Source organism: Kitasatospora sp. NPDC038210 (genome assembly GCF_055600605.1).
Genome location: NZ_JBVJYK010000003.1, coordinates 416,682 through 443,446, shown reverse-complemented (window position 1 = coordinate 443,446; position 26,765 = coordinate 416,682). Strand labels below are relative to the sequence as shown.

Genomic DNA, 26,765 nt, shown 5'->3' with positions numbered 1-26,765 from the left:
TCCCTTCAGTACGGGAACGACGGCGCGGCCGTTCAGGCTCCGGCCGGAGTCCGTCGACGACGGTCCTCAGCGGCCGGCGGGAGCGGTCACTCCCACTCGATGGTGCCCGGCGGCTTGCTGGTGACGTCGACGACGACGCGGTTCACGTCGCGGACCTCGTTGGTGATCCGGGTGGAGATCCGGGCCAGCACGTCGTACGGCAGGCGCGACCAGTCCGCGGTCATGGCGTCCTCGGAGGAGACCGGACGCAGCACGATCGGGTGGCCGTAGGTCCGGCCGTCGCCCTGCACGCCCACGCTGCGCACGTCGGCGAGCAGCACGACCGGGCACTGCCAGATCTCGCGGTCCAGACCGGCCGCGGTCAGCTCCTCGCGGGCGATCGCGTCGGCGTCGCGGAGCAGGTCCAGGCGCTCCTCGGTGACCTCGCCGACGATCCGGATGCCCAGGCCGGGGCCCGGGAACGGCTGGCGCTGGACGATCTCCTCCGGCAGGCCCAGCTCCTGGCCGACCATCCGGACCTCGTCCTTGAACAGCTTGCGCAGCGGCTCGACCAGCTGGAACTGCAGGTCCTCGGGCAGGCCGCCGACGTTGTGGTGGGACTTGATGTTGGCGGTGCCGGTACCGCCACCGGACTCCACCACGTCCGGGTACAGCGTGCCCTGCACCAGGAAGTCGACCGACTCGCCGTGCTCGCCGGCCTCGGCGATGATCTCGGCCTGGGCCTGCTCGAAGACCCGGATGAACTCGCGGCCGATGATCTTGCGCTTCTCCTCGGGGTCGGTGACCCCCTTCAGCGCGTCCAGGAAGCGCTCGGCGGCGTCGACGACCTTCAGCTGCACGCCGGTGGCGGCCACGAAGTCCTTCTCGACCTGCTCGGTCTCGCCCTTGCGCATCAGGCCGTGGTCGACGTAGACGCAGGTCAGCCGGTCGCCGATGGCCTTGTTGACCAGGGCGGCCGCGACCGCGGAGTCCACGCCGCCGGACAGGCCGCAGATCGCGCGCTTGTTGCCGACCTGCTCGCGGATCAGGGCGATCTGCTCCTCGACCACGCTGCCGGTGGTCCAGGTCGGAGCGATGCCCGCGCCGCGGTAGAGGAAGTGCTCCAGGATCTGCTGGCCGTGGTCGGAGTGCAGCACCTCGGGGTGGTACTGGACGCCGTACAGGCGGGCCTCGTCGTTCTCGAACGCGGCGACCGGGACAAGGTCGGTGGAGGCGGTGACGGTGAAGCCCTCCGGCGCGGCGGAGCAGGCGTCGCCGTGCGACATCCACACCGAGTGCTGCGCCGGGACACCCTCGAACAGGGTGGAGCCGGTGCGGGAGACGGTCAGCGGGGTGCGACCGTACTCGCGGGCACCGTTGTTGTCGACGGTGCCGCCCAGGACCTTGGCCATCAGCTGGAAGCCGTAGCACATGCCGAAGACCGGGACACCGGCCTCGAAGATCGCGCGGTCGAGCTGCGGCGCGCCCTCTTCGTAGACCGACGACGGGCCGCCGGAGAGGATGATCGCCTTGGGGTTCTTGGCGAGCATCTCGGCGACGGGCATGCTGCTCGGCACGATCTCGCTGTAGACCCGCGCCTCACGCACCCGACGGGCGATGAGCTGGGCGTACTGGGCGCCGAAGTCGACCACCAGGACGGTGTCGTTGTCCGGCGCGGACTGGACGGGAATTGCAGAGGACACAGACGGCCTTCCGGCAGCGGTATCGGGGTGTCACGCGGAGCCGCCTCCCCCTGCGGGGCTGCGGTGGCGACGGGCGTGGGGTGTCTGGACACCGATTCTACCGGGCTGTCCGGTTTCACTCGTCTGCCCGTCCAAAGAACCGTGACCGGACGGGGCCCCGGTTCGTTGCTTCAGACGACCGCACGGCCGCGCCGCGTCCGCCAGACGCGCCGACCGACCCCCGCGGGGGCACCGCCGTACGGCTGCAGGACCACGCGTGGAGCTCCACCCCAGTCCACCGGCGCATGTGGCGCCGCCGCCCGGCCCGCCGGGTGCGCGGCTCCGTGGGACCGTGCGCGGGTGCCGCGGCCGGCCAGCAGGGGACAGCGAACCCGGCCGCGACTGGGCCGAGAGGTGGGACGGCCGGAGTCCGGGGACGCCCGGGACCGGCCGTCGCACCCCCGGCCCGATCCGGGGCGCAACCGGCGCACTCCCCCTGTCCGTCCCACGCCGCTACGCGCGTCCGCGTGCGCCGCAACCACCAGAACCACTACGCACCGTGATCATCGACGGTCGTCCCGCCGGTAAATGAGCCGGGTTGAACTGTGCCGAATCGGTTGCAGAGCAAGCCCTTCGTCCAGCACGATGCTCGTTGTAGGCGGTTCTCCCGGCGACCTGACGGCTGACCGAGGGGCTCGCCGACGACCTTCCGCAGCCGCCGCGCAGCGAGGCGACAGCGGTTTGCACTTCACGCTCCGTGAGCAAGGGACCGGCGTGAACCGAAACGCCACCCGCCGCTCCACGAGCGTGCGCGCCCTTCACCACCGGCCACCCACGCCGGAGCCGCGGGGCGCGATCCGAAGCCGACCGACACGACGGCGCTCCTCCCCCGGCGCCGTCACCCCAGCACCGGCGCGGCCCTGACGCCGAGTGCTGAACGACAAAGGGCCCCGTTCCCCCGCGGGGCCCTTTGCCCGTTCCGGACGCCTCCCGACCACCCGCGCACCCGGTCCCGTCCGGACCCGGCGCCCCCGCTCCTTCCGGGAGCCGGGGGCGCGCCGCCCGGCTCAGGGGTGTTCGCGCCAGACGGCCGGGTCGACCGGTTCCTCGCCCCGGGGCTGCGGCACGTCGGCGGGGACCGGGGTCCCGCCCGCGGGGGCGGGCGGCGCGTCCGACGGCGCGGCGGCCTGCGCCGGGACGCCCGGAGCGGGGACCACCGGCGCGGGAGCACCCTGCTCGGGAACGCCCTGTGCGGGAACGCCGTGCGACGGCGTCGGCCCGTACGGCGGTGCCGGCGGCACGGGCGCGTTCGGCTGCGGATGCGCGGCGGCACCCTGCGGCGCGCCGCCGTACGGCACACCCCCGTAGGACACACCTCCGTACGGGGCCCCGGCGTACGCGGCGTCCTTGGCGGCGCCCCCGCCCCGGACCGCCGTCAGCAGCGGCGGCACCAGCAGCGCACCGACCACCGCCCAGACCGCGTTGGCCGCCAGGACGGTGAGGAAGGTCAGCCCGACCGAGTTCTCCTGGCCCGCCACACCGGCGGTGGTGCTCAGGCCCGTCACGGACGAGGTCCGGGTCATCATCGCCCCGGCCACCGCCATCAGCAGGGTGAGCGCCGCGGCGTGCACCGCCGCCAGGCGCAGCCGGTCGACGGCGTCCAGCTGCCGCCGGTAGGCCGTCCAGCCGAGCGTTCCCGCCGCGAACAGCGCCAGCAGACCGGCCCAGCGCCAGTCCGCGGTCACCTCGTCGGGCAGGTCGAAGAAGGAGATGTTCAGGTCCTCACTGCGGTCGCCCCAGCCCGTCCCGCCGCCGGACACGCCGCTGTGGGCCTGGAACGTCGCCCCCGAGCCGAAGCCGAGCAGGGTGAGGCCGAGGTTGGGCAGGAAGGCCAGCGACAGCCCGATCTGCCCGCCGCTCGTGCTGTTCGCCGCGACCAGGACGAAGGCGGCTGCCGCGGACAGCGCCACCGACACCGCCACGGCCCGGCCCGCGGTCAGCGCGGCCAGTGCCCAGCCGCGCACCGCCCGGCTGCGCCAGGCGGCCCAGCGCAGCGCGTCGGTGCCGTAGACGACGAAGGCCAGCAGTCCGGCCAGCAGGACGGTCCAGCCGACCGCCTCCAGCCAGCCGGCTTCCGCGGTGACCGCCGGCCGGGACAGGTCCCGGCCGCTGGTGGTGTAGTCGGAGACGCGGTAGGTGTCCCGGGGCTGCCAGGTCGTGCCGCCGAACGCCCAGAGCAGCGTGGTCACCCCGGCCAGGACCAGGGCGGTGCGCAGCGCCTCGCCCGCGGCCTGGCCCCGGGTCAGCTGGCCGGCCACCGCCTTGCGCTGCTGCAGCCCGGCCCGCAGGCCGAGCCAGAGCGCCAGGCACCACAGGACGGTGACGGTCATCGGCGCCACCCGGAAGACGATGTCCATCCGGTCGGCGTGGCCCCGGCTCAGCGGACTCTGGTACCCGAGCCTGAACGGCGCGCCGAGCGCGTTCAGCGCCATCGCCAGCGTCGCGCCGAAGCGGTCGCCGAACTCGGGCGAGCGGAAGCGGTACTCGTACTGGTAGTCGCTCGGGACGGCCGCGATCAGGGCGGCCAGCAACAGCACGACCGTCGGCGCGACGGCCGCCTTGAGCGCCGGGCGCCAGTCGGGCCCGGTCAGCAGTCGGTGGACGGGCGCCGGCTGGGCGTACGGCGTCCCGGCGCCCCAGCCGCCCACCGCGGGCGGGGCGGGCGCCGGAACGCCGGGGCCAGCGGTGGGGCCGTACCCGTGCGGCGGGGGCGGTGGCGGGACCGGGGGCGGGACGCTCCCCGCCGGGTACCCGGGCGGCACGGCCGGCGCCACGGCGGGCGGCCCGGCCGGCGGCACCGCCGGCGGGCCGACGGCGGGTGGGGGCGGCGGCGGGGGCGCGAGCGGCCGCCCGCACGAACCGCAGGCCGACGCCTCCTCCACCGAAGTCGCACCGCACGCTGCGCAGTTGGCCATGGACCGGTTCCCCCCGTTCGACGAGTCCCTGGGCTGCCCCAAGGAGCCCGTTTATCCCATCGGACCCGAACGGATGTCAACCGACCACCGGGGCAGGCGGATTGGGCGCACGGACCGGCTTCAGTCGCGCTTCTTCGGAACCTCCGGGACGGGCAGCAGCGGCAGCCGCAGCGCGCCGAACGCGCCCTCCGGCACGGCCGGCCGCACCGGCGCCACCGGGGTGACCCGCCGGTACGCCTCGTCCTGAGCCGGGCGCCGGTCCGCCTCGCCCTTGTTCGGCCACATCGACAGGGCGCGCTCGGCCTGCGCGGTGATGGTGAGCGACGGGTTGACGCCGAGGTTGGCGGAGACGGCCGCGCCGTCCACCACGCTGATCCCGGGGTGCCCGTACAGCCGGTGGTACGGGTCGACGACACCGGTCTCGGGGGCGTCGCCGATCGGGCAGCCGCCGAGGAAGTGCGCGGTCATCGGGATGTCGAAGATCTCGCCGACGGTGCTGCCCGCGAAGCCGTTGATCTCGGCGGCCAGCGCCTGGGCGCCCTTCTCGGCGGCCGGGATCCAGGTCGGGTTGGGGGCGCCGTGGCCCTGGCTGGAGGTGAGCCGGTCCTTGCCGAGCGGGCCCTTCTTCAGCGAGACGGTGATCGAGTTGTCCAGGGACTGCATCACCAGGCCGATGATCGTCTTCTCGGACCAGCCGCGCTGGTTCATCGAGCGGGCGAAGGTCACCGGGTGGAGCACCGAGTTGCCCAGGTAGCGCAGCCAGCGCGGGGCCCGTCCGCCGCCCTTGACCTGGGCGATCGACAGCGCGCCCATCGCGTTGGAGCCCTTGCCGTAGCGGACCGGCTCGATGTGGGTGTTGGCGTCCGGGTGGATCGACGAGGTGATCGCGACGCCCTTGGTGAAGTCCGCCTTGGCGCCGTAGCGCCGGTCGGTGGTCTGCGCGCCCACCAGGGCCTCGGAGTTGGTGCGGGTCAGCTCACCGAGCCGCGCCGAGATCCGGGGCAGGTGCCCGGCGGCGCGCATCCGGTGCAGCAGCGACTGGGTGCCGTAGGTGCCGGCCGCGACGACCACCCGGGTGGCGGTGATGGTCCGCGCGCCCGCCTTGACCCGGTCCGTCTTCGAGCGGGAGTCGGTGCGGCGCACGTCCACGGCGAAGCCGCGCTCCCCGTCGGCCCCGTCGATCTCCCGGATCCGGGCCACCGTGGTGAGCGGGTGGATCTCCGCGCCGCCCCGCTCGGCCAGGTGGAGGTAGTTCTCGGTGAGCATGTTCTTGGCGCCGTGCCGGCAGCCGGTCATGCACTCGCCGCACTCCACGCAGGCCTTGCGGGCCGGGCCGGCGCCGCCGAAGTACGGGTCGGCGACCTCGTCGCCGGGCGCCGCCTTGGACGTGCCGTCGGTGTCCTTGCCGTCGCCGAAGAACACCCCGACCGGGGCCATGTGGAAGGTGTCGGCGACGCCCATCCGCTCTGCGGCCGCCTTGAGGTGGACGTCGGAGGGGGTGACGGTCGGGTTGAGCCGGACCCCGAGCATCCGCTGCGCCTGGTCGTAGAACGGCGCCAGCTCCTCCTGCCAGTCGGTGATGTGGCGCCACTGGCGGTCCTCGAAGAAGGCCTTCGGCGGCACGTAGAGGGTGTTGGCGTAGTTCAGCGAGCCGCCGCCGACCCCGGCGCCGGCCAGGATCAGCACGTTGGCCAGCAGGTGGATCCGCTGGATGCCGTACAGCCCGAGCTGCGGCGCCCACAGGTAGTTCGGCAGGTCCCAGGAGTTCTTGGGCAGTTCGTCGCGGTCGAAGCGCCGTCCGGCCTCCAGGACGGCGACCCGGTAGCCCTTCTCGGTCAGCCGCAGTGCCGCGACCGACCCTCCGAAGCCGGACCCGACCACGACCACGTCGTAGTCGAACTCCGACGCACCACCGGACTCCACCATCTGCCACTGCTCCTTCACCGTGATGATCATGCGTGTGGGAACCACGAGCCGGGCCCCGCCCGGAGCCGGGGCCCGCGTGCCACCGGGGCCTACCGGAAGCGCAGCGCCTTGAGCGCGCGCAGGCCGCCGGTCATCAGCCCGGCGAACTGCTTGTCGTCCAGGCCGAACGAGGGCGCGATCGGCAGCAGCCGCTGGGTCGCGACGGTCTGCGCCTCGGTGAAGCGCAGGATGCCCTCGGCGCCGTGCCGGCGGCCCAGCCCGGAGTCGCCCATGCCGCCCATCGGGGAGGCGATCGAGCCGTACGCGGCCGCGTAGGCCTCGTTGACGTTGACCGTCCCGGTGCGCAGCCGGGCCGCGACCGCCCGGCCGCGGCGCAGGTCCCTGGTCCAGACGCTGGAGTTCAGGCCGTACGGCGTGGAGTTGGCGGCGGCCACCGCCTCGTCGTCGGTGTCGAAGCGGTAGACGGAGACGACCGGGCCGAAGGTCTCCTCGGCGCAGACCGTCATGTCCGGGGTGACGCCGTCGAGGATGGTCGGCTCGTGGAAGAACGGACCGAGGTCCGGTCGGGCGCGGCCGCCGGCCAGCACGGTGGCGCCCGCCTTGACCGCCTCCTCCACGTGCCGGGTGGTGGTCTCCAGCTGGCGGACGGAGACCAGCGAGCCCATGTCCGCGCCGTACGCGAGGCCGCCGCCGAGGCGCAGCGCCCGGGTGCGGGCGGCGAAGCGCTCCAGGAAGGCGTCGGCCACCGAGCGGTGCACCAGCAGCCGCTCGATCGAGATGCACAGCTGCCCGGCGGAGGAGAAGCAGGCCCGCACGGCGCCCGCTGCGGCGGCGTCGAGGTCGGCGTCGGAGAGCACCAGCATGGCGTTCTTGCCGCCGAGTTCGAGCGAGGCGCCGACCAGTCGGTCGGCGGCGCGCCGGGCGACGTCCCGGCCGGTGCGGGTGGAGCCGGTGAAGGAGACGTAGTCGGCGTGCTCCACCACGGCGGGGCCGATCACCGGGCCGTCGCCGATCACGATCTGCCACAGGTCGGCCGGCAGCCCGGCCTCGACCAGCAGTTCGCGGGCCCACAGCGCGGTCAGCGCGGTCTGGGTGTCGGGCTTGTTGACCACCGCGTTGCCGGCCACGAAGGCGGGCAGCGCATCGCCGACGGACAGCTCCAGCGGGTAGTTCCAGGGCGAGATGTGGCCGATCACGCCCTTGGGACGGCGGGCCTCGACCGTGTGGGTGAGCACCGGCAGGGCGCCGCCGCGCCGCCTGTCCCTGAGGTAGGCGTGCGCGGCCCGCCCGTAGTGCCGGGCGGCCATGGCGACGGCCATCACCTCCTCGAAGGCGTGCAGCCGGGCCTTGCCGGTCTCCGCCTGGATCAGGTCCAGGACCTCGTCCTGCCGCTTGAGCAGCAGGTCGTGGAAGCGCAGCAGGACGGCGGCGCGGCGGCGCACCGGCAGCGCGGCCCAGGCCGACTGGGCGCGGCGGGCCAGCTGGAAGGCGACCTCGACGTCGGCGGGGGTGGACTGCGGCAGGCCGGCCAGCCGCTCGCCGGTCAGCGGGGCGACGGTCTCCACCAGGTCGGGCTCGCCGGCGGCGGTGACGCCGGCCGTCAGCCGGTCGACCAGTGAGGGCGGAACGGCCGACGCGACCGTCCGGCCGCCGCCGGGGGCCGCCGGGTTGCCGGCGCCGGGGTGCTCGGTGGTCACTGCATCTGCTGTGAGGTCCGACATACGGCGCAGCCTAGGCCTTCGGGAGCCGGTCCGGTACCCGTCGGTAACAAGAATCTGCCGCAGTCGGGCGAAAGCGGGGCGCTCCGCCCGTACCGCGTCCCGGTCGGCTCGCCGGCGGGCCGGCGTGCGGCGTCGGCGGGCCGGCGGAAGGCACCGGCGGGCCGGCGTGCGACGTCAGCGGGTCGGCGTGAAGTAGTGGAGCACCGCGTTGAAGCGCTGCTCGGCCTCGTTCCACTCGTTGCCCTTCTCCGGACTGGACGAGTAGATCGCGTAGCTGGTGCCGTCGTCGTCGATGAACTCCGCCTCGACCGCCCGCCGCCGGCCGCCGCCCTGGGCGGCGTAGCTGAACTCCCAGACGGCCGCCTCGTGGCCGTTGACCGCGACGGCGGTCATCTTGTGCTGCTTGTAGTCCTTCAGCGACTTGGAGACGGTGCCCTCCATCTCCCGCATGTGCTCCAGCGGCTTGACCGACTGGCCGACGGTGACGGCGAACTGCAGGTAGTGCACCTTGTTGTCGGGGCTGTAGTAGATCTGGTTGTCGGACGTGGCGGAGCGCTGCCACACCGGGCTGCCCGAGGGCAGCGGGAAGCGGAAGCCGGCCGGGTCGTCGACCCAGTGGTAGCCGCCGGGCGCCGCCGCCGGGGGGCTGGCGTCGCCGCTGGGCCCCGGTCCGGTCGACTCGGTCGGCGCGGTCGGCGCCGGGTCGTCGGGGCCGCCGCCCACCACGTACCGGGTGGCGCCGAAGGTGCCCGCGGCCGCGAGCAGGCCGACGGCCAGCGCGATGGCGACGATCCTCGCGGTGCTGCGGCGCTTGGCCGGGCCGCGCGCGGGCGTGACGGAGTGCCCCACCGGCGCGACGGGAGCGGTGTGCGCCTTCGAGGCGGCTGCCGCGCCCCCGGTGGTGTCCTGGACGGCGGGGGACGCCGCGACGGGGACACCGGCGGCCTGCGGCTCGGTCGGCCCCTCGGAGCCCGCCGGCGGAGCCTCCGCGGCCTCCGCGGGGCGCTCGCTGCGGTCCACCACCGGCACCGACTGGGTGGGCGACCGCATCGGCGCGACGGCCTTGAAGCCCATCGTGTGCCCGGCCTGCACCTCGGCCAGCATCCGGGCCGCCTCGTCCGCGGTCGGACGGTCGGCCGGGTCCTTGGCCATCAGCGCGGCCAGCACCGGCCCGAGCGGCCCGGCCCGGCGCGACTCCGGCAGCGGCTCGTCGACCACCGCGGCCAGCGTGGTGATCGGCGAGTCCCGGCGGAACGGCGACTGGCCCTCGACCGCCGCGTACAGCGTCGCGCCGAGGCCCCACAGGTCGGAGGCCGGCCCGGGCCGCTGGCCCTGGGCGCGCTCCGGCGCCAGGTAGTCCGGCGAGCCGACCAGGTCGCCCGGCCGGGTCAGCTCGGTCGAGCCCTCGTACTTGGCGATCCCGAAGTCCAGCAGGACGACCCGCCCGGTGCCGCGCTCCAGCAGCACGTTGGCCGGCTTCACGTCCCGGTGCAGCACGCCCAGCTGGTGGCCGCGGTGCAGCGCCGCGAGCACCTGGCTGCCGACCTCGGCGGCGGCGCGCGGCTGCAGGGTGCCGTCCTGGCTGATCACGTCGGCCAGCGAGCGGCCGTCGACCAGCTCCATGACGATCCACGGCCGGCCGTCCTGCTCCAGCACGTCGTGCACGGTGATCACGCCCGGGTGCTTGATCCGCGCGGCCGCGCTGGCCTCGCGCTTCATCCGGGTGTGCAGGATCTGCAGGTCCTCCTCGGGCAGGTGGTTGACGGTCAGCTCCTTGACCGCGACCTCGCGGTCGAGCATCCGGTCCCAGGCCCGCCAGACCGTGCCCATGCCGCCACGGCCGAGCCGCTCACCGAGCTCGTACCGCCCGGCGAGCAGCCGCTCCACCTCGGCCGCCTCCGGCCGGTCCTGCACACCCATCTGCGACCGCTCCCCCACACATTCCGCCAGCCGTCACCGCGACGGAGGGCCTGGTGCAGACCACTGTTCGAACAAATCCCACGCACACATTAGGCGTACCGCGCGGCCCCCGGTAATCACGCCCACCCCCCGGAGCGGGGCTGCCCGATCCGTCCGGGCCGTCAGCCTGCGAACATCACCACGGCGGCCATTCCCAGCGCCAGCAGGACGAAGACTCCCCCCACCAGCAACGGGCCGAGCAGGGCGGGCGGTATCCGCGGCGGTTTCGCGTCGCCGCCGGACCGCTTTCCGGCGCCGCCGACCGCGCCGGCATTCCCGGTGTCCCCGGAGTTTCCACCCCGTCGGCCGCCGCGGCGCGTCCGGACCGGCACCAGCGGCGCCTCCGGCTTCAGCGTCACCGCCCGCGCCACCCGCTCCTCGTCCACCGGCTCCGGCGCGCCCGCCAGCAGCTCCGCCAGTTCGCGCCACACCGCCTCCGCGGTCGGCCGCAGCACCGGATCGGGCTGCAGCAGCCGCTCGACCAGCGGTCCCAGCGGCCCGCAGACCGCGGAGTGCTCGCGCCGCCCGTCCCGCACCGCGGTCACCAGCTCCGGCACGCCGCCCTCCGGGTACGGCGCGCGGCCGGTGACCAGCCGGTGCACCAGCACTCCGAGCGCCCAGCAGTCGCCCGCCGGGCCGCCGTCCAACGGCCAACGCTCCGCCACCGGGCCCACCAGGGTGGCCCGGACGTCGTACCGGCGCCGCCCGCCCGGCCCGCCGAGCTCCTCGGCCAGCGCCTCCTGCGCCACCCCGGCGAGCAGCCCGCCGAGCATCGCCGCGCCGTCCTCGCAGACCAGCACCGACTCCGCGGTCACGTTGCCGTGGGTGATCCCGGCCGCGTGCAGCGCCCGCAGCGCGCCGGCCAGGTCCGCCGCCAACTCGGCCGCCCGGTACGGCGGTACCGGCCCGCCGACCAGCAGCTCGGCCGCCGTCTGCCCGGCCGGCCGTTCCTCGGCCGTCCACAGCGACTCGCCGTCCACGAAGGCCCCGACCCCGCGCAGCAGCCGCGGGTGCGCGGCCGGCGCGGCCGAGCCGACCGCCGCCACCCGCCGCACCAGCCGGTCCGCCTGGGCGGGCGCCTCCTCCTCCGGGTCCTGACCGGCGGTCAGCAGGGCGGGCAGCTCCAGGGCGCGCAGCAGCACCGATTCACCGGTCCGCTCGTCCACCGCGTGGGCGCGGAAGGGTTCGGGACGGTCCGTCAGCCGGTACCGTCCCGCCAGCAACTGCCCGGGGCCGCCTCGCATGCCAGTTCCTCTCGCTCACCGAGCAGCCTACTGAGCGGTTCCCCTACGCTCGGCCCATGGACTGGACCGATCTGATCGACACCGCCTTCACGGTGGCGGGGAACACCGACCGAGCCAACCGGGCGGAGGCCGTCCGCACGGTGGAGGCCGCCGTCGTCGACGGCGAGGAGCCGGTCGCCTCCACCGCCGGCCGCCACCCCGACCACTTCCGCAAGGGGGTGCTCGTACTGACCACCCACCGGCTGCTCTTCCTGAAGGACGGGAAGCCACCGGTACCGGTTCCGCTCACCGCCGTCACCGGCGCCACCGTGAACCGCACCAAGCTCAACGGCGAGGTGCTGACGGTCGTCGCGCTGACCGGCTCGCACCGCTTCGAGGACGTGGTCAAGGCCGACGTCTTCGCCGAGCAGCTCCGGGAGTCCGCCCGGCGCGCCCGCACCGCCCCGGCGCCGGGGAAGCCGGCCGCCGCCGCGCCCTCCGACGGCGAGCAACTCGTCGGACAGCTGGAGCGGTTGGCCGCGCTGCGCGCGTCCGGGGCGCTCACGGAGGACGAGTTCAGCCGGGCCAAGCAGCGCCTGATCGGCTGAACCCGCCTGCCGTGCGCTACGGCGCCGGCTGGAAGCTGTTGAAGACGACGTCCCGGACCGGGGCCTGCGCGGCCCACTCCGCGTCCGGGACGATCCAGTAGATCGAGTAGCCGTACTTGGCCGGGGTCCCGGTCACGAAGCCGCGGTTGAGCGAGTGCATCCTGGGCGTGCCGTTGGTCCACTCCCAGTCCGCCGCATTGGTCCACTGCCGGTAGGTGATCGGCGCCAGGTTCAGCCGCTGGTAGTTGGTCACCTGGCCGCGCACGTTGGGCTCGGACTCCTGCCAGTCGGCGACGGCGCTGGCGCCCGGCGTGGTCGTCCACTCGATCCGCAACTGGCTGCCGTCGGCGGCGTTCTTGAAGATCCGTCGATTGGCGTCGGACCCGGACGGCTGCAGCCAGTCCGGCAGGACGACCGAGAAGCCGCTCGGGTCCTTGTACTCGTGGTACCCGGCCGGCACCGCACCGCCCGGAGCGGGCTGCGCCGGGGCCGGGGCGGGTGCCTGCGACTGCGCCGGAGCCGCCGGCGTGGTGGCGGCGGGCTGCGCGGGCGCCGGAGCGGGGACCGCGGGCGTGGCGGCCTCGGCGCCCGGTGTCCCGGTGGCCGTGGCGGCGGGTGCGGGTGCGGACGCGGGCGGCGCCGCGCTCTCGCCCGGCGCGGCGTCCGTGGTCGTCGCCACCGGCGAGCCGGACCCAGCGCCGTGGGTGGACGCGCCCTTGGCGCTGCCGTTCCCGCCGCCGACGGCCTGGAGCACCGCGACCACTCCTGCGATCAGCAGCAGCACCACGATCACCGTGGCGATGGCCAGCCGGCGCCGGCCGGTGCGCGGGTTCGCCCCGGCGGCCTGCGTCGCGCCCATCGTCCACTCGCTGGTCACCGGCCGGATCGGCTCGGGCGCCGGCTCCGCCGCCTTCGCGGCGGGCTCCGCCACGGCGGCCACGGGCGGCTCCTCGTCCCGGGCCAGGCTGCCCACCCGGACCGTCCCCAGCAGCCCGCCCACGGGCCGCTTCCGGCCTTCCTCGGGCTTCTCCGGCTTCGGCTCCGGCTTCGGCTCCGGCTCGGTCGCGGGCTCCGCCCCGGATCCGGCCTCCGGCTCGGTCCTCGGCCCGGCTGCGGACTTCGTCCCCGACGCGACGGCCGGCTGCTCCACCGGCATCGCGTACTCGGTGGTCGACTCGGCCTTCACGGTCGCCTCCGCGACCACCCGCTTGAGCATCGACCGGGTCTGCGTGGCGTCCAGCCGCTCGGCCGGGTCCTTCTCCAGCAGCCCCTCGATCACCGGCAGCAGCGGCCCGGCGTTCACCGGCGTGGCCAGGTCCTCGGTCATCACCGCGGTCAGCGTGGCCAGGGCCGAGCCGCGGTCGTACGGCGGCCGCCCCTCGACCATCGCGTACAGCGTGCCGCCCAGCGACCACAGGTCGGCCGGCGGCCCGGGCTTCTGCCCGCGGGCACGCTCCGGGGATATGTACGAGGGCGCGCCGACCAGCATGCCGGTGGAGGTGACGGATGCGTCGCCCTCGACGCTGGCGATGCCGAAGTCGGTCAGCACGACCCGGCCGTCCTCGCCGATCAGCACGTTGGACGGCTTGACGTCCCGGTGCAGGATGCCCAGCGCGTGCGCGGCGATCAGCACCCCCAGCACGTCCAGCGCGATCTCGGCGGCCCGGCCGGGCGCGAGCGGCCCGTCCTCACGGATGACGTCGGCCAGCGAGCGGGACTCGACCAGCTCCATGACGATCCACGGCCGGTCGTCCTCGTCGACGACGTCGAAGACGGTGACCGCGGAGTTGTGCCGGATCCGCGCGGTCGCCTTGGCCTCGCGCAGCGTCCGGACGATCAGCCGGTGCTTCTCCTCCTCCTCGACGCTGGCGTTCATCCGCAGTTCCTTGACCGCGACGGTCCGGCCCAGCATCTCGTCCTCGGCGCGCCAGACGGTGCCCATGCCACCGCGTCCGAGCACGCCGTTCAGCCGGTAGCGGCCGGCCAGGAGGCGGCCGGTGGAACCCTGCGCCTGGGTCATTCGGAACGTTCCCCCATGTGCTGCTGGCGGTCGTGGTGACGGCGTGTCGGACCGGCCGGGCCCGAACGCCCAAGCCTCCATCATCCCCTGTCCCGGTGGCTCAGGACCACCCGCCCCCCGTCCCAAGCCGGGACGAACCGGAACCGGTGCGGCGCTCCGTGCCCGATCTGTGATCGAAAACTCGCCAAGATCCGTTCGAATCACTGCTACCGTTCGGCAGCTCATCGTCTTTTCCGGGGGGATTCGGCGCCCATGACCGCACCCGCACCGGGCGCTGACGGCCCATCGCCCCGGCCGCACACCGCCCAGCACTACTCGGTCGCACCCGCACCGGCCTCCCCCGAAGGCTACGTGGTGCCCGGCATGCCCGGCGCCCCGGTGGCCGGGTACGACCCCGTCGCCCCCACGGCCCGGACCGCCCCCCGCCGCCGCACCGCCGCGGCCGTCGGCCTCGCCGTCCTCGCCATGCTGCTCGGCGGCCTGGCCTACGGCTGCGCCCCGCTGCGGGCCGCCGACAGCCTCGGCTGGCTGGCCATCGCCCAGGCCGGCCTGGTGGCCCTCCCGCTCGGCCGGCTCGGCGGCCGCAACCGGCTGCTCCCGCCGCTCGGCGCCCTCCTCGCGGCCGGCGCGCTCCTCCTCGGCCAGCTGGCCGAACACCTCCGCCTGGTGGACGCCGACGGCCCCGGCCCGCGCGGCCCCCTGCACGACGCCCTGGCCGGCTGGCGCGCCGACCTGCGCCCGCTCGACGCCGCCTTCTACGCCATCGCGCTCATCGGCGGCTTCCTCCTCACCCGCCGCACGGCCGACCGCAGTTGACGCCCCGCCGACGACCGGGAAGCCCCCGGGCAGGCCGAAGGCCCCCGCCGTGCTCGGCGGAGGCCTTCGTCAGCCGACGGCTCAGCGGTGGTCGAGCGCCGGGTTGACCGTCACCTCGACGCGCTGGAACTCCTTGAGCTCCGTGTAGCCGGTGGTGGCCATCGCACGGCGCAGCGCACCGAACAGGTTCATGGTGCCGTCCGGGGTGTGCGACGGACCGGTCAGGATCTCCTCGGTGGTGCCGACCGTGCCGAGGTCCACCCGCTTGCCGCGCGGCAGCTCCTCGTGGACGGCCTCCATGCCCCAGTGGAAGCCCTTGCCCGGGGCGTCGGTGGCGCGGGCCAGCGCGGCACCGATCATCACGGCGTCGGCGCCGCAGGCGACGGCCTTCGGGATGTCGCCGCTGTAGCCGACGCCACCGTCCGCGATCACGTGCACGTAGCGGCCGCCGGACTCGTCCATGTAGTCGCGGCGCGCGGCCGCCACGTCGGCGACGGCGGTGGCCATCGGCACCTGGATGCCGAGCACGTTGCGGGTGGTGTGGGCGGCGCCGCCGCCGAAGCCCACGAGCACGCCGGCCGCGCCGGTCCGCATCAGGTGCAGCGCCGCGGTGTACGTGGCGCAGCCGCCGACGATCACCGGGACGTCCAGCTCGTAGATGAACTGCTTGAGGTTGAGCGGCTCGGCGGCGCTGGAGACGTGCTCGGCCGAGACGGTGGTGCCGCGGATGACGAAGACGTCGACGCCGGCGTCCACCACGGCCTTGGAGAACTCGGCGGTGCGCTGCGGGGAGAGCGCGGCGGCGGTGACCACGCCGGAGTCACGGACCTCCTGGATCCGCTGCTTGATCAGCTCGGCGCGGATGGGCGCGGCGTAGATCTCCTGCAGCCGACGGGTCGCGGTGGCCTCGTCGGTGATCGCGGCGATCTCGTCGAGCAGCGGCTGCGGGTCCTCGTAGCGGGTCCAGAGGCCTTCGAGGTTCAGCACGCCCAGGCCGCCGAGGCGGCCGATGGCGATGGCCTGCTGCGGCGAGACCACGCTGTCCATCGGGGCGGCCAGGAACGGCAGCTCGAAGCGGTAGGCGTCGATCTGCCAGGCGATCGAGACCTCCTTCGGGTCCCGGGTACGGCGGCTGGGGACGACGGCGATGTCGTCGAAGGCGTACGCCCGGCGGCCGCGCTTGCCTCGCCCGATCTCGATCTCGGTCACTTCGAGCCCTTCTGCTGTGTTGCTGTGCCCGCCGGGTCACCCCGGCCGCACCCCAGTATCCCGTACTACCGGCGGCCGCGCCCCGACGGCCCGCTCCCCGGACGCGCCGGAGGGGCCCGCCGCTGCGCTCAGCGACGGGCCCCTCGGGTGGCTCGGGTGGTGCGGACCGGTCAGCGGGTCGAGTAGTTCGGCGCCTCGACGGTCATCTGGATGTCGTGCGGGTGGCTCTCCTTGAGGCCCGCCGAGGTGATCCGGACGAAGCGGCCCTTGCTCTCCATCTCGGCGATGGTGCCGGCGCCGACGTAGCCCATGGTCTGGCGCAGGCCGCCGACCAGCTGGTGCAGCACGGCCGACAGCGGGCCGCGGTACTGCACCTGGCCCTCGATGCCCTCGGGGACGAGCTTGTCGTCCGAGGCCACCTCGGCCTGGAAGTAGCGGTCCTTGGAGTACGAGCGGCCCTGGCCGCGGGACTGCATGGCGCCCAGCGAACCCATGCCGCGGTAGGACTTGAACTGCTTGCCGTTGATGAACAGCAGCTCGCCCGGGGACTCCTCGCAGCCGGCCAGCAGCGAGCCGAGCATCACGGTGTCGGCACCGGCGGCCAGCGCCTTGCCGATGTCGCCCGAGTACTGCAGGCCGCCGTCGCCGATGACCGGCACGCCGGCCTCGCGGCAGGCCAGGGCGGCCTCGTAGATGGCGGTGATCTGCGGGACGCCGATGCCGGCGACCACGCGGGTGGTGCAGATGGAGCCGGGGCCGACGCCGACCTTGACGCCGTCCACGCCGGCGTCGATCAGCGCCTGGGCGCCGTCACGGGTGGCGACGTTGCCGCCGACCACGTCGACGCCCACGGCCGACTTGATCTTGGCGATCCAGGCCAGCGCGTTGTGGCTGTGACCGTGCGAGGTGTCGACCACCAGGAAGTCCACGCCGGCCTCGACCAGGGCCTGGGCCCGGTCGAACGCCTCGGCGCTGGCGCCGACGGCGGCACCGACCAGCAGCCGGCCCTCGGCGTCCTTGGCGGCGTTCGGGTACTGCTCGGCCTTGACGAAGTCCTTGACGGTGATGAGGCCCTTGATCCGGCCCTCGTCGTCGACCAGCGGCAGCTTCTCGATCTTGTGGCGGCGCAGCAGCGCCATCGCGTCGACGCCGGAGATGCCGACCTTGCCGGTGATCAGCGGCATCGGGGTCATGATCTCGCGGACCTGGCGGCTACGGTCCGACTCGAAGGCCATGTCGCGGTTGGTGACGATGCCGAGCAGCTTGCCCGCCTCGTCGGCGATCGGCACGCCGGAGATGCGGAACTTGGCGCACAGCGCGTCGGCCTCGGCCAGCGTGGTGTCCGGGCCGACCGTGATCGGGTCGGTGACCATGCCGGACTCGGAGCGCTTCACCAGGTCGACCTGGTTGGCCTGGTCCTCGACGGACAGGTTGCGGTGCAGCACGCCGACGCCACCCTGGCGCGCCATCGCGATGGCCATCCGCGACTCGGTCACCTTGTCCATCGCCGCGGAGAGCAGCGGGATGTTGACGCGGACGTTCCGGGAGACCCGCGAGGAGGTGTCCACCTGGTTCGGCAGCACCTCGGAGGCCCCGGGCAGCAGCAGGACGTCATCGAACGTGAGCCCGAGCATGGCGAACTTCTCGGGTACGCCTGCGGCGTTGTAAGACATTTGGGGGGTACCTTCCGTGGCCGGCCTTATCCGCTCACGCCCTGAGGGTGGGGGCGCATTCATCGCTCACTCGCGCAGACCGCCGAAAGCCGGGCGCAATAGGAGGATCCTCCAAGGGGACCCCGCGCGCACCCGTGAAACTTTGGCAACCCGCCCAGGCGCCGATACCCCATGGTACTGGCACCGCGAATGTGTCCTCGTGTGCCCTTGACAACAACCCCGCCCGCTGCCTGATTCCGCCCCGCCCGCGGAGCCCCGCCGAGCGGGCACGCCCCGCAACGGCCGAGGTCAGGGGTCAGGAGGACTCCTCCGCCAGGGCCCGCAGCCGGCTGAGCGCCCGGTGCTGGGCCACCCTGACGGCGCCCGCGGACATCCCGAGCACCTCGCCGGTCTCCTCCGCCGACAGTCCGGCGGCCACCCTCAGCAGCACCAGCTCGCGCTGACGGGCCGGCAGGTTGGACAGCAGCTCCTTCGCCCAGGCCGCGTCGCTGCTCAGCAGCGCCTGCTCCTCCGGGCCGAGCGCCTCGTCCGGCACCTCCGGCAGGTCGTCCTGCGGGACGACGGTCGACCCCGGCCCGCGCATCGCGGCCCGCTGCAGGTCGGCGATCTTGTGCGCGGCGATGCCGTACACGAAGGCCTCGAACGGCCGCCCCTGGTCCTTGTACCGGGGCAGCGCGCAGAGCACCGCGACGCAGACCTCCTGCGCGACGTCGTCCACGTGGTGCCGGGCTCCGCCGGGCAGTCGCACCAGCCTGGCGCGGCAGTACCGCAGCGCCAGCGGGTGGACGTAGGCGAGCAGGGCGTCGATCGCCGGGCCCTCGCCGCGCACGGCGGCCGCGACCAGCTCACCCACCAGCGGCGAGCCGCCCGTACCGAGCACCGGAGGGCGGCCCGGTCCGGGGTCGGCGCCGGAGCCGTCCGGACCTCCGGGATCGGCGTACGACGGATCGTGACCCGGACCGGAGGGCTCGGCCTCCACCGGGTCCGCCTGGCCGGCCACGCCGGCGACGTCGTCGCGCATCGGTCCATGGTGCCTGGTCGAGCGGGAAAACGCGGCACCGCGTCCGGAGTTGTGCACCGGAACGTTATGCGCTGCCGCACCGTGGGGCGTGCCGCGCACCACCGGCCCCTCCTGCACCGTGCCGCCTCCCGCCCCGCCGTCGGTGGTCCCGTCCGTCGCGCCGTCCGCCGAGTGTCCTGCGGCCGCGCGGTTCGCCGCAGTGCCTGTCCGCTGGTCCCCGAGGTGCTCCACTCCTCCATGGTGCAACCTCGGGACCGTGACGTCACACACCCGTGCGGTACCCGCCACGGGGATCACCGGTGGCGCGCCGCACCCGGCGGCGCCGCCGGTGGTCAGCGGACCAGGCCCCAGCGGAAGCCCAGCGCCACCGCGTGCGCGCGGTCGGAGGCCCCGAGCTTCTTGAACAGCCGTCGGGCGTGGGTCTTGACGGTGTCCTCGGACAGGAACAGCTCGCGCCCGATCTCGGCGTTGCTGCGGCCGTGGCTCATGCCCTCCAGCACCTGGATCTCACGCGCCGTCAGGGTCGGCGCGGCACCCATGTCGGGGCTGCGCAGGCGGCGCGGGGCGAGCCGCCAGGTCGGGTCGGCGAGGGCCTGGGTGACGGTGGCCCGCAGCTCGGCGCGCGAGGCGTCCTTGTGCAGGTACCCGCGGGCGCCCGCGGCCACCGCGAGCGCGACACCGTCGAGGTCCTCGGCGACGGTGAGCATGATGATCCGCGCGCCCGGGTCGGCGGACAGCAGCCGCCGGACCGTCTCGACCCCGCCGAGGCCGGGCATCCGGACGTCCATCAGAACGAGATCGGAGCGGTCGGCCACCCAGCGGCGGAGGACCTCCTCCCCGTTCGTCGCGGTGGTGACCCGGTCCACACCGGGTACGGTCGCGACCGCGCGGCGAAGCGCCTCGCGGGCGAGCGGGGAATCGTCGCAAACGAGAACGGAAGTCATGACCGTCGTCCTCCGCAGCTGATCCGCGTCACGTTGAGCCTCCTGGCTGGTACGAACCTCTCCGACACGGCCGATCGGCGACAGACTCCGTGCTGATCGCCCCAACCTGCCCGCGATCGTTCCCGACGTCCGGCGCCCGCTAACCGCCTCCGCACTTCCAACGACCGTCACTCGAATGAGTTACGGCCTTCGGGGCCATCTCCACCACTGTACGTGGCCAACCCATTACCGATCAGCCGCATCGCGGTGCACACGCCGCACTTTTCCGCAGCTCGCGCGCGGTCGGCGTACGACCCGCACACCGATTCGGCATGTCGTGCGCCCGTCGGCCACCCGATTGCCACGCCCGCGCCCGCCGAAGACCCTTGCCCACTTTGCCCGTTTTTATAGCTTTCGTATGGTCATTGACTGTTGTGCCAGTGTGTGGGTGACTTGTCCATGGAGTTGCCTTAAGTCATATTTCCAGGTGTCCACACCAGTGCATCGAAGCCCCGCCGTATCGCTCGGCAGCAGCCCGCCGAGCGCCCGGCCGACGGCCGACGGCCTCTGAAGGGAATGAGCCATGGCAGATTTCTCCCGCCTCCCCGGCCCCAACGCGGACCTCTGGGACTGGCAGCTCTCCGCAGCCTGCCGCGGCGTGGACAGCTCGCTCTTCTTCCACCCCGAGGGCGAGCGCGGGGCCGCGCGCAGTTCGCGCGAGGCCAGCGCCAAGGAGGTCTGCATGCGCTGCCCGGTGATCGCCGAGTGCGCCGCGCACGCACTGGCGGTCCGGGAACCGTACGGAGTCTGGGGCGGGATGACCGAGGACGAGCGCGAGGAGATGCTGGGACGCTCGCGGCACCGGCTGGTGGAGGTCCCGCTGACCCCGCCCGCGGTCGCGCAGCGCTAGTCCCGCCTCCGCGACGCGCCGTGAAGAAACGTTTCTTCGCGGCGCCTCAGGCCGGTCACGGCCGGTGCGGGACCTGCGGGAGTTCCGTCACCCACCGTCAGCGGGCGGCCGCCGCCCCCGCCAGCCGCTCCAGCATCAGCGCCACGGCCGGCACCTCGGCCAGGTCCGGCAGGGTCAGCGCGACCACCTGTCGCACCGCCGGCGCCCCCGAGGCCGTCCGCACCGGCACCGTCGACACGCCGTCAGGGCGCACCGACTGCAGCGCCAGCCGCGGCAGCACCGCCACGCCCAGCCCGGCCGCCACCAGGCCGACCACCGCCGGGTAGTCGTCGGTCGCGAAGTCGATCCGGGGCTCGAAGCCCGCCCCGGCGCACAGCTCCACCAGGTGCCCCCGGCACTGCGGGCAGCCAGCGATCCACTGCTCCCCCGCCAGCTCGGCCAGCTCGACCGGCCCGCCCCGCCCGGCCAGCGGGTGGGCGGCCGGCAGCAGGCCCACCAGCGGGTCGTCCAGCAGCGGGGTGACCACCAGATCGGACCAGTCGGTCCCGGCGGTCAGCTGCTGGGCCTCCAGGTTGGCCTCGGCCCGCGCCTCGCGCGGCGTGCCGTGCCCCGACGGCGGCAGCACGACGGCGCCGTCGGACGGCGGGTAGCGGAAGGCCAGCGCGATCTCGCACTCGCCGCCGCGCAGCATCGCCAGCGACTCCGGCGGCTCCGCCTCGACCAGCGACACGCGCACCCCCGGATGGCCGTTCCGCAGCCGGGCGACCGCGGGCGGCACCAGGGTGGAACTCGCGGTCGGGAAGGACACCAGCCGCACCCGGCCGGCCCGCAGCCCGGCAATCGCGGCCACCTCCTCCTCGGCGGCGGAGAGCCCGGCCAGGATCCCGGTGGCATGCTTGAGCAGGACCCGCCCGGCCTCGCTGAGCTGCATCCCGCGGCCCGAGCGGACCACCAGCGGGGTGTCCACGGACTTCTCCAGGGCCTTCATCTGCTGGCTGATGGCGGGCTGGGTGCACCCCAGCTCGCGAGCGGCGGCGGAGAAGGAGCCGGTGCGGGCGACGGCACGCAGGACGCGCAGGTGGCGGGCCTCGATCATGCCTTAGTTATAAGGCAATCTTTGCGTTCTGCAAAATTCTACTGATGGTTGAAGCGGCCACGCCCCGGCGGACGACCGGGCCGGCGACGGCCGGAGGCCCGGCCCGCGTCCCCTCGCGGGGTGCGGACCGGGCCTCCGGTCAGTGCGTCGGGCCTCAGTGCGAGTGGCCGTGACCGTGGGAGTGGCCGTGACCGTTGTCGGCCTCCTCCTCCTTCTTCTCCACCACGAGGGTCTCGGTGGTGAGCAGCAGGGAGGCGATCGAGGCGGCGTTCTCCAGGGCGGAGCGGGTGACCTTGACCGGGTCGATGACGCCGGCCTTCACCAGGTCGCCGTACTCGCCGGTGGCGGCGTTGTAGCCCTGGCCGATCTCCAGCTCGGAGACCTTGGAGGTGATGACGTAGCCCTCCAGGCCGGCGTTCTGGGCGATCCAGCGCAGCGGCTCGTGCAGCGCCTTGCGGACCACGGCGACACCGGTGGCCTCGTCACCCGACAGGCCCAGGCCCTCGTCCAGCACCTTGGCGGCGTGGACCAGGGAGGCGCCACCGCCGGCGACGATGCCCTCCTCGACCGCGGCGCGGGTCGCCGAGATGGCGTCCTCCAGGCGGTGCTTGCGCTCCTTCAGCTCCACCTCGGTGGCGGCGCCGACCTTGATGACGCAGACGCCGCCGGCCAGCTTGGCCAGGCGCTCCTGCAGCTTCTCGCGGTCCCAGTCGGAGTCGGTCGCGGCGATCTCGCCCTTGATCTGGGCGACGCGGCCGGCCACGGCCTCGGCGTCACCGGCGCCGTCGACGACGGTGGTCTCGTCCTTGGTGATGGTCACGCGGCGGGCGGTGCCCAGCACGTCCAGGCCGACCTGGTCGAGCTTGAGGCCGACCTCCTCGGAGATGACCGTGCCGCCGGTCAGGGTGGCCAGGTCGCCCAGGATCGCCTTGCGGCGGTCACCGAAGCCCGGGGCCTTGACGGCGACGGCGTTGAAGGTGCCGCGGATCTTGTTCACGACCAGGGTCGACAGCGCCTCGCCGTCGACGTCCTCGGCGATGATCAGCAGCGGCTTGGAGGCACCGCCCTGCAGGATCTTCTCCAGCAGCGGCAGCAGCTCCTGGATGGAGGAGATCTTGCCCTGGTTGATCAGGATGTACGGGTCCTCCAGGACCGCCTCCTGCCGCTCCGCGTCGGTGACGAAGTACGGCGACAGGTAGCCCTTGTCGAACTGCATGCCCTCGGTGAAGTCCAGCTCCACGCCGAAGGTGTTCGACTCCTCGACGGTGATGACACCGTCCTTGCCGACCTTGTCGATCGCCTCGGCGATCAGCTCGCCGACCTGGGTGTCCTGGGCGGAGAGGGACGCGACGGCGGCGACGTCGTCCTTGCCCTCGATCTCGCGGGCGACGGACAGCAGGTGCTCGGAGACGGCGGCGACGGCCTTGTCGATGCCCTTCTTCAGGGCGGCCGGGCCGGCACCGGCGGCGACGTTGCGCAGACCCTCGTTGACCAGGGCCTGGGCCAGCACGGTGGCGGTGGTGGTGCCGTCACCCGCGACGTCGTTGGTCTTGGTGGCGACCTCCTTGACGAGCTGCGCGCCAAGGTTCTCGTACGGGTCGTCCAGCTCGACCTCACGGGCGATGGTGACACCGTCGTTGGTGATGGTCGGGGCGCCGAACTTCTTGTCGATGACGACGTTGCGGCCCTTGGGGCCGATGGTCACCTTGACGGTGTCGGCCAGCTTGTTGACACCGCGCTCCAGCGAGCGGCGGGCGTCCTCGTCGAACTGCAGGATCTTCGCCATGTTCCCTATTCCCTCGGGGCTGCGGCCGGCCCACCGGCCGCCGAACTACGTGAACCAACAACCACGCCCCGGGCCCCTGTCACTTGGGACACGGATCCGGGGCGGGTCGGAACGACTTACTTCTCGATGATCGCGAGAACGTCGCGAGCGGAGAGGACCAGGTACTCCTCGCCCTGGTACTTCACCTCGGTGCCGCCGTACTTCGAGTACAGGACGATGTCACCGACGGCGACGTCGAGCGGCAGACGCTGGCCGTCCTCGAAGCGGCCCGGGCCGACGGCCAGGACGACGCCCTCCTGGGGCTTCTCCTTGGCGGTGTCCGGGATGACCAGGCCGGAGGCCGTGGTCGTCTCGGCGTCGAGCGGCTGGACCACGATGCGGTCCTCAAGCGGCTTGATGGCAACCTTGCTGCTGGTGGTCACGTCCGAGCTCCCCTTCGGAGATTACGGGGTTTTCTAACGGGTAGGGGCGAGCCTGCGGGTCTGCCGTCGCGGGGGTCAGACACACGTCTTCGCATTAGCACTCCCCCGGTGGGGAGTGCCAAGGACGACCATAGGCCCGTGTTAGCACTCAGTCAACCAGAGTGCCAACGGCGCGCCCGGACGGCCCCCGGCGAGGGATGAGTACCCGTACTCATGTGCGACCGCCGGCGCCCTCGGCACACTCGGGCCATGACCGACATCCCGGTGCGCCTCGGCCCGTCCGACGCGCAGGACGCCGTGCTCGCGGTGGCACTCCTGCCCGTACTGGCCGCCCTCCCGCTCGGCGCCTTCTGGCTGGGCGCCGCGGTGGCCGAAGCCTTCGGCTCCGACAGCGGCGGCTGCGTCGCCTACGGCGCGCTCTGCGCCCTGGTCATCGGCTGGGGCGTGCCGGTCGCCGTCGCCGTCCTCAGCGAACGGGCCGACTACCGGCTGCTGCCGATCTCCGCCGCGGTCGCCCCCGCCGCCCTGCCCGTCGTGCTCTGCCTGGCCGCCCTCGGATGAGCACGCCGCCGGCCGTCCGCGGGGCCCGAGCCGGGCTCCGCGCGCTCGCGCCCGCCCCGGGCACGGCGCCGCGCCGACCGGCGAGAATGACCCCGTGGACACCGAGAACCTCCAGCCCCTGCTGACCCCCGAGGGCCAGGCCCTGCTCGCCGAGCTGCGCGAGTTCACCCCCGAGGAGGAGCTCGCGCTGGCCACCCGGCTGCGGCGGGAGCACCCGGCGGAGCTGGTGTCGGCAGCCTTCGGGCAGGCGCGGCTGCGGCAGCGGGCGCGCGCGAAGTTCGGGACGGACGCCGACCTGATGTACTTCACGCCCAACGGGGTCGAGCAGTCCACCCGGCGCAGCGTGGCCGAGTGGCGGGCGCGACGGTTCGCCGAGCTGGGCGTACGGCGGCTGGCGGACCTGTGCTGCGGCATCGGCGGGGACGTGCTGGCGCTGGCCCGGGCGGGCATCGAGGTGCTGGCCGTCGACAAGGACCCGGCGGCCTGCGCCGCCACCGCCGCGAACGCCGCCGCGCTGGGCCTGGCCGAGCTGGTCGAGGTGCGCTGCGCGGACGTCGCCGAGGTGGACGTCACCGGCTACGACGCGGTGTTCACCGACCCGGCCCGACGGACCTCGCGCGGCCGGGTGTTCGACCCCGAGGCGTACGCCCCGCCGCTCTCCTGGGCGATCGAGGCCGGCCGGCGCACCCCGGTCGGGGCGCTGAAGGTCGCACCGGGCATCCCGCACGAGGCCGTCCCGGCGGACGCCGAGGCCGAGTGGGTCTCCGACCACGGCGACGTCAAGGAGGCGGTGCTCTGGTTCGGCACCAGGGCCGCGAGCCCGCACCGCGCCACCCTGCTGCCGCACGGCGACAGCCTCACCGGCGGCGACCTGCCCGACCCGCCGGCCGGCCCGGTCGGGCGCTACCTGTACGAGCCGGACGGCGCGGTGATCCGGGCGCACCTGGTGGCCGAGGTGGCCGAGCAGGTCGGCGGCCGGCTGATCGACCCGAAGATCGCCTACCTGACCTCGGACGAGCTGGTCGCCACCCCGTACGCGCACGCCTTCGAGCTCACCGACGTGATGCCCTTCCACATCAAGAAGCTGAAGGCGCTGCTGCGCGAGCGCGGGGTCGGCACGGTGGTGATCAAGAAGCGCGGGATGGCGATCACCCCGGAGGAGCTGCGCCGCCAGCTCAAGCCCTCCGGGCCGAACACCGTCACGGTGATCCTCAGCCGCACCGACCACGGCCCGCTGATGATGCTGGGGCAGCCGGTCCGGGCCTCCGAGGCCTAGGAGGCGGGGGCCTGGATGTAGTCCTCCAGCCGGGCCACCGAGAAGCCCTGCTCCTGGATCCGGGCCAGCAGGTCGCCGAACATCTGGGTCATCGTGGCGCCCTTGAGCTCCTTGGGGCCGCGGAAGTGCGCCAGGATGATGTCGCCGGGCTTCAGCTTCTTGTCCCCCGCCTGGTACTGCATGTCGTGGATCTGCATCGACTCGCGCCACAGCACGACCGCGCGCGGGCCGCACTGCTGCACCGCGGTGTTGAGCGTCGGGGTGTTGGCGCCGTCGCCGAACGGCGGGCGGAACAGCAGCGGCGCGGTGCCGTACTGCTGGGTGAGTGCGGCCTGGTCGTCGCAGACCTCGGACTTCTGCTTGTCCGGCGACAGCTTGCTCATCACCGGGTGGTCCACGGTGTGGTTCTGGATGTGGTTGCCGAGCGCCTGGAGCGGCTTGAAGTAGCCGTAGTCGTTCTTGACGATGTCCTTGGTCAGGAACATCGAGATCGGCACCTTGAGGTCGGTCAGCATCTCGACGAACTTCGGGTCCTTCTCGGCGCCGTCGTCGATGGTGATGAAGACCACCTTGTCGGTCGTCTTCACATCGCTGAACACCGGTACCGGGCCGGTCCGTTCGAGCTTGATGGGCTTGTCGGCGGGCGGCGCCGGGGCGGGCGGGAGCGGGGTGAGGTTCCACTTCGCCCAGGCCGCCGCGTTCGCGCCCGCCGGGGCGGCCCCCGGGGTGGCGGCCGCGCTGCTCGGGGCTGCCGCGGCCGGCTGGGGCGTGCCCGACGCCGCCGACGTGCCGGCCGGGACGGTCGTGCCGCCGCCTCCGTTGTCGCCGCACGCGGTGGCGAAGGCCAGCAGGGCCAGCGCCCCCGCCGCGTACGTCCTGGTCCTGCTCCGCCCGTCCCTGCTCACCGCACCGCGCTCCCGGTTCCCGTTCAGCTTTCTATCAGCTGATTCACGGTAGCGGCCGGGGTCGCGGTTCCCGG

Annotated in this window: 20 protein-coding genes; 5 read left to right on the top strand and 15 right to left on the bottom strand. The window is 73.7% G+C overall.

All coding sequences use genetic code 11. From position 1 onward, the window contains the following. Positions 1-86: 86 nt before the first annotated feature. The 6 genes from guaA to ACZ7KX_RS08505 form a co-directional block, all read right to left on the bottom strand. On the bottom strand, positions 87-1,682 hold the full coding sequence (gene guaA / locus ACZ7KX_RS08530) for a glutamine-hydrolyzing GMP synthase (protein WP_470325843.1): 1,596 nt from the start codon (positions 1,680-1,682) through the stop codon (positions 87-89). Between the two features lie 1,046 nt (positions 1,683-2,728). Continuing rightward, positions 2,729-4,636 carry a hypothetical protein gene (locus ACZ7KX_RS08525; RefSeq protein WP_470325842.1) on the bottom strand — a complete coding sequence of 636 codons (1,908 nt, stop codon included), beginning with the start codon at positions 4,634-4,636 and terminating at the stop codon, positions 2,729-2,731. A 120-nt stretch (positions 4,637-4,756) separates the two neighbouring features. Continuing rightward, the gene (locus ACZ7KX_RS08520) at positions 4,757-6,592 is read right to left on the bottom strand and encodes a GMC oxidoreductase (protein ID WP_470325841.1); all 1,836 of its coding nucleotides are present in this window, start codon (positions 6,590-6,592) and stop codon (positions 4,757-4,759) included. 59 nt (positions 6,593-6,651) lie between these two features. Next, entirely contained in the window at positions 6,652-8,283 is a 1,632-nt protein-coding gene (locus ACZ7KX_RS08515) for a succinic semialdehyde dehydrogenase (protein ID WP_470325840.1), read from the bottom strand. 174 nt (positions 8,284-8,457) lie between these two features. Beyond that, the gene (locus tag ACZ7KX_RS08510) at positions 8,458-10,203 is read right to left on the bottom strand and encodes a serine/threonine-protein kinase (RefSeq protein ID WP_470325839.1); all 1,746 of its coding nucleotides are present in this window, start codon (positions 10,201-10,203) and stop codon (positions 8,458-8,460) included. A gap of 161 nt (positions 10,204-10,364) precedes the next feature. Beyond that, a complete protein-coding gene (locus tag ACZ7KX_RS08505) occupies positions 10,365-11,486 on the bottom strand; it encodes a protein kinase domain-containing protein (RefSeq protein WP_470325838.1) in 1,122 nt (373 codons plus the stop codon). A 56-nt stretch (positions 11,487-11,542) separates the two neighbouring features. Here ACZ7KX_RS08505 and ACZ7KX_RS08500 point away from each other — a divergent pair, with 56 nt between their 5' ends. Then, a complete protein-coding gene (locus ACZ7KX_RS08500; protein WP_470325837.1) occupies positions 11,543-12,073 on the top strand; it encodes an SHOCT domain-containing protein in 531 nt (176 codons plus the stop codon). Between the two features lie 16 nt (positions 12,074-12,089). On the opposite strand, the gene ACZ7KX_RS08495 is transcribed toward ACZ7KX_RS08500, so the two are convergent. Beyond that, entirely contained in the window at positions 12,090-14,093 is a 2,004-nt protein-coding gene (locus tag ACZ7KX_RS08495; RefSeq protein ID WP_470325836.1) for a serine/threonine-protein kinase, read from the bottom strand. A gap of 252 nt (positions 14,094-14,345) precedes the next feature. Between ACZ7KX_RS08495 and ACZ7KX_RS08490 the strand changes: the two genes are divergently transcribed. Beyond that, the gene (locus ACZ7KX_RS08490; protein ID WP_470325835.1) at positions 14,346-14,909 is read left to right on the top strand and encodes a hypothetical protein; all 564 of its coding nucleotides are present in this window, start codon (positions 14,346-14,348) and stop codon (positions 14,907-14,909) included. An 81-nt stretch (positions 14,910-14,990) separates the two neighbouring features. Here ACZ7KX_RS08490 and ACZ7KX_RS08485 read toward each other — a convergent pair whose 3' ends face one another. The 4 genes from ACZ7KX_RS08485 to ACZ7KX_RS08470 all read right to left on the bottom strand — a co-directional run bounded on the left by ACZ7KX_RS08485 (position 14,991) and on the right by ACZ7KX_RS08470 (position 19,756). Next, entirely contained in the window at positions 14,991-16,118 is a 1,128-nt protein-coding gene (locus ACZ7KX_RS08485; RefSeq protein ID WP_360254715.1) for a GuaB3 family IMP dehydrogenase-related protein, read from the bottom strand. A gap of 170 nt (positions 16,119-16,288) precedes the next feature. Beyond that, positions 16,289-17,791 (bottom strand): IMP dehydrogenase, encoded by a 1,503-nt coding sequence (gene guaB / locus ACZ7KX_RS08480; protein WP_350519942.1) that lies wholly within the window; start codon positions 17,789-17,791, stop codon positions 16,289-16,291. A gap of 295 nt (positions 17,792-18,086) precedes the next feature. Beyond that, positions 18,087-18,812, bottom strand: a complete 726-nt coding sequence (locus ACZ7KX_RS08475; RefSeq protein WP_470325834.1) for a sigma-70 family RNA polymerase sigma factor — start codon at positions 18,810-18,812, stop codon at positions 18,087-18,089. Between the two features lie 332 nt (positions 18,813-19,144). After that, complete coding sequence (locus ACZ7KX_RS08470) at positions 19,145-19,756, bottom strand: response regulator transcription factor (RefSeq protein ID WP_014136228.1); 612 nt, start codon at positions 19,754-19,756, stop codon at positions 19,145-19,147. 562 nt (positions 19,757-20,318) lie between these two features. Between ACZ7KX_RS08470 and ACZ7KX_RS08465 the strand changes: the two genes are divergently transcribed. Next, entirely contained in the window at positions 20,319-20,645 is a 327-nt protein-coding gene (locus ACZ7KX_RS08465; RefSeq protein ID WP_350519940.1) for a WhiB family transcriptional regulator, read from the top strand. Positions 20,646-20,742: 97 nt separating this feature from the next. Here the strand turns inward: ACZ7KX_RS08465 and ACZ7KX_RS08460 are convergent, their stop codons facing one another. The 3 genes from ACZ7KX_RS08460 to groES form a co-directional block, all read right to left on the bottom strand. Then, on the bottom strand, positions 20,743-21,741 hold the full coding sequence (locus ACZ7KX_RS08460; RefSeq protein WP_470325833.1) for a LysR family transcriptional regulator: 999 nt from the start codon (positions 21,739-21,741) through the stop codon (positions 20,743-20,745). 154 nt (positions 21,742-21,895) lie between these two features. Further along, positions 21,896-23,527 carry a chaperonin GroEL gene (gene groL, locus ACZ7KX_RS08455; RefSeq protein ID WP_350519938.1) on the bottom strand — a complete coding sequence of 544 codons (1,632 nt, stop codon included), beginning with the start codon at positions 23,525-23,527 and terminating at the stop codon, positions 21,896-21,898. Positions 23,528-23,643: 116 nt separating this feature from the next. Then, positions 23,644-23,949 carry a co-chaperone GroES gene (groES, locus tag ACZ7KX_RS08450; RefSeq protein ID WP_014136232.1) on the bottom strand — a complete coding sequence of 102 codons (306 nt, stop codon included), beginning with the start codon at positions 23,947-23,949 and terminating at the stop codon, positions 23,644-23,646. Positions 23,950-24,198: 249 nt separating this feature from the next. On the opposite strand from groES, the gene ACZ7KX_RS08445 reads away from it, so the two are divergent. Together ACZ7KX_RS08445 and ACZ7KX_RS08440 are read left to right on the top strand one after the other, a co-directional pair. Next, positions 24,199-24,510, top strand: coding sequence for a hypothetical protein (locus ACZ7KX_RS08445; protein ID WP_470325832.1), 312 nt, complete (start codon positions 24,199-24,201; stop codon positions 24,508-24,510). Between the two features lie 94 nt (positions 24,511-24,604). Continuing rightward, positions 24,605-25,786: a THUMP-like domain-containing protein gene (locus tag ACZ7KX_RS08440; protein WP_470325831.1), complete on the top strand. Its 1,182-nt coding sequence runs from the start codon at positions 24,605-24,607 to the stop codon at positions 25,784-25,786. Here ACZ7KX_RS08440 and ACZ7KX_RS08435 read toward each other — a convergent pair. After that, positions 25,783-26,691, bottom strand: a complete 909-nt coding sequence (locus ACZ7KX_RS08435; RefSeq protein WP_470325830.1) for a polysaccharide deacetylase family protein — start codon at positions 26,689-26,691, stop codon at positions 25,783-25,785. The two genes, ACZ7KX_RS08440 and ACZ7KX_RS08435, sit on opposite strands and share 4 nt — an antisense overlap. Positions 26,692-26,765 lie beyond the last annotated feature (74 nt).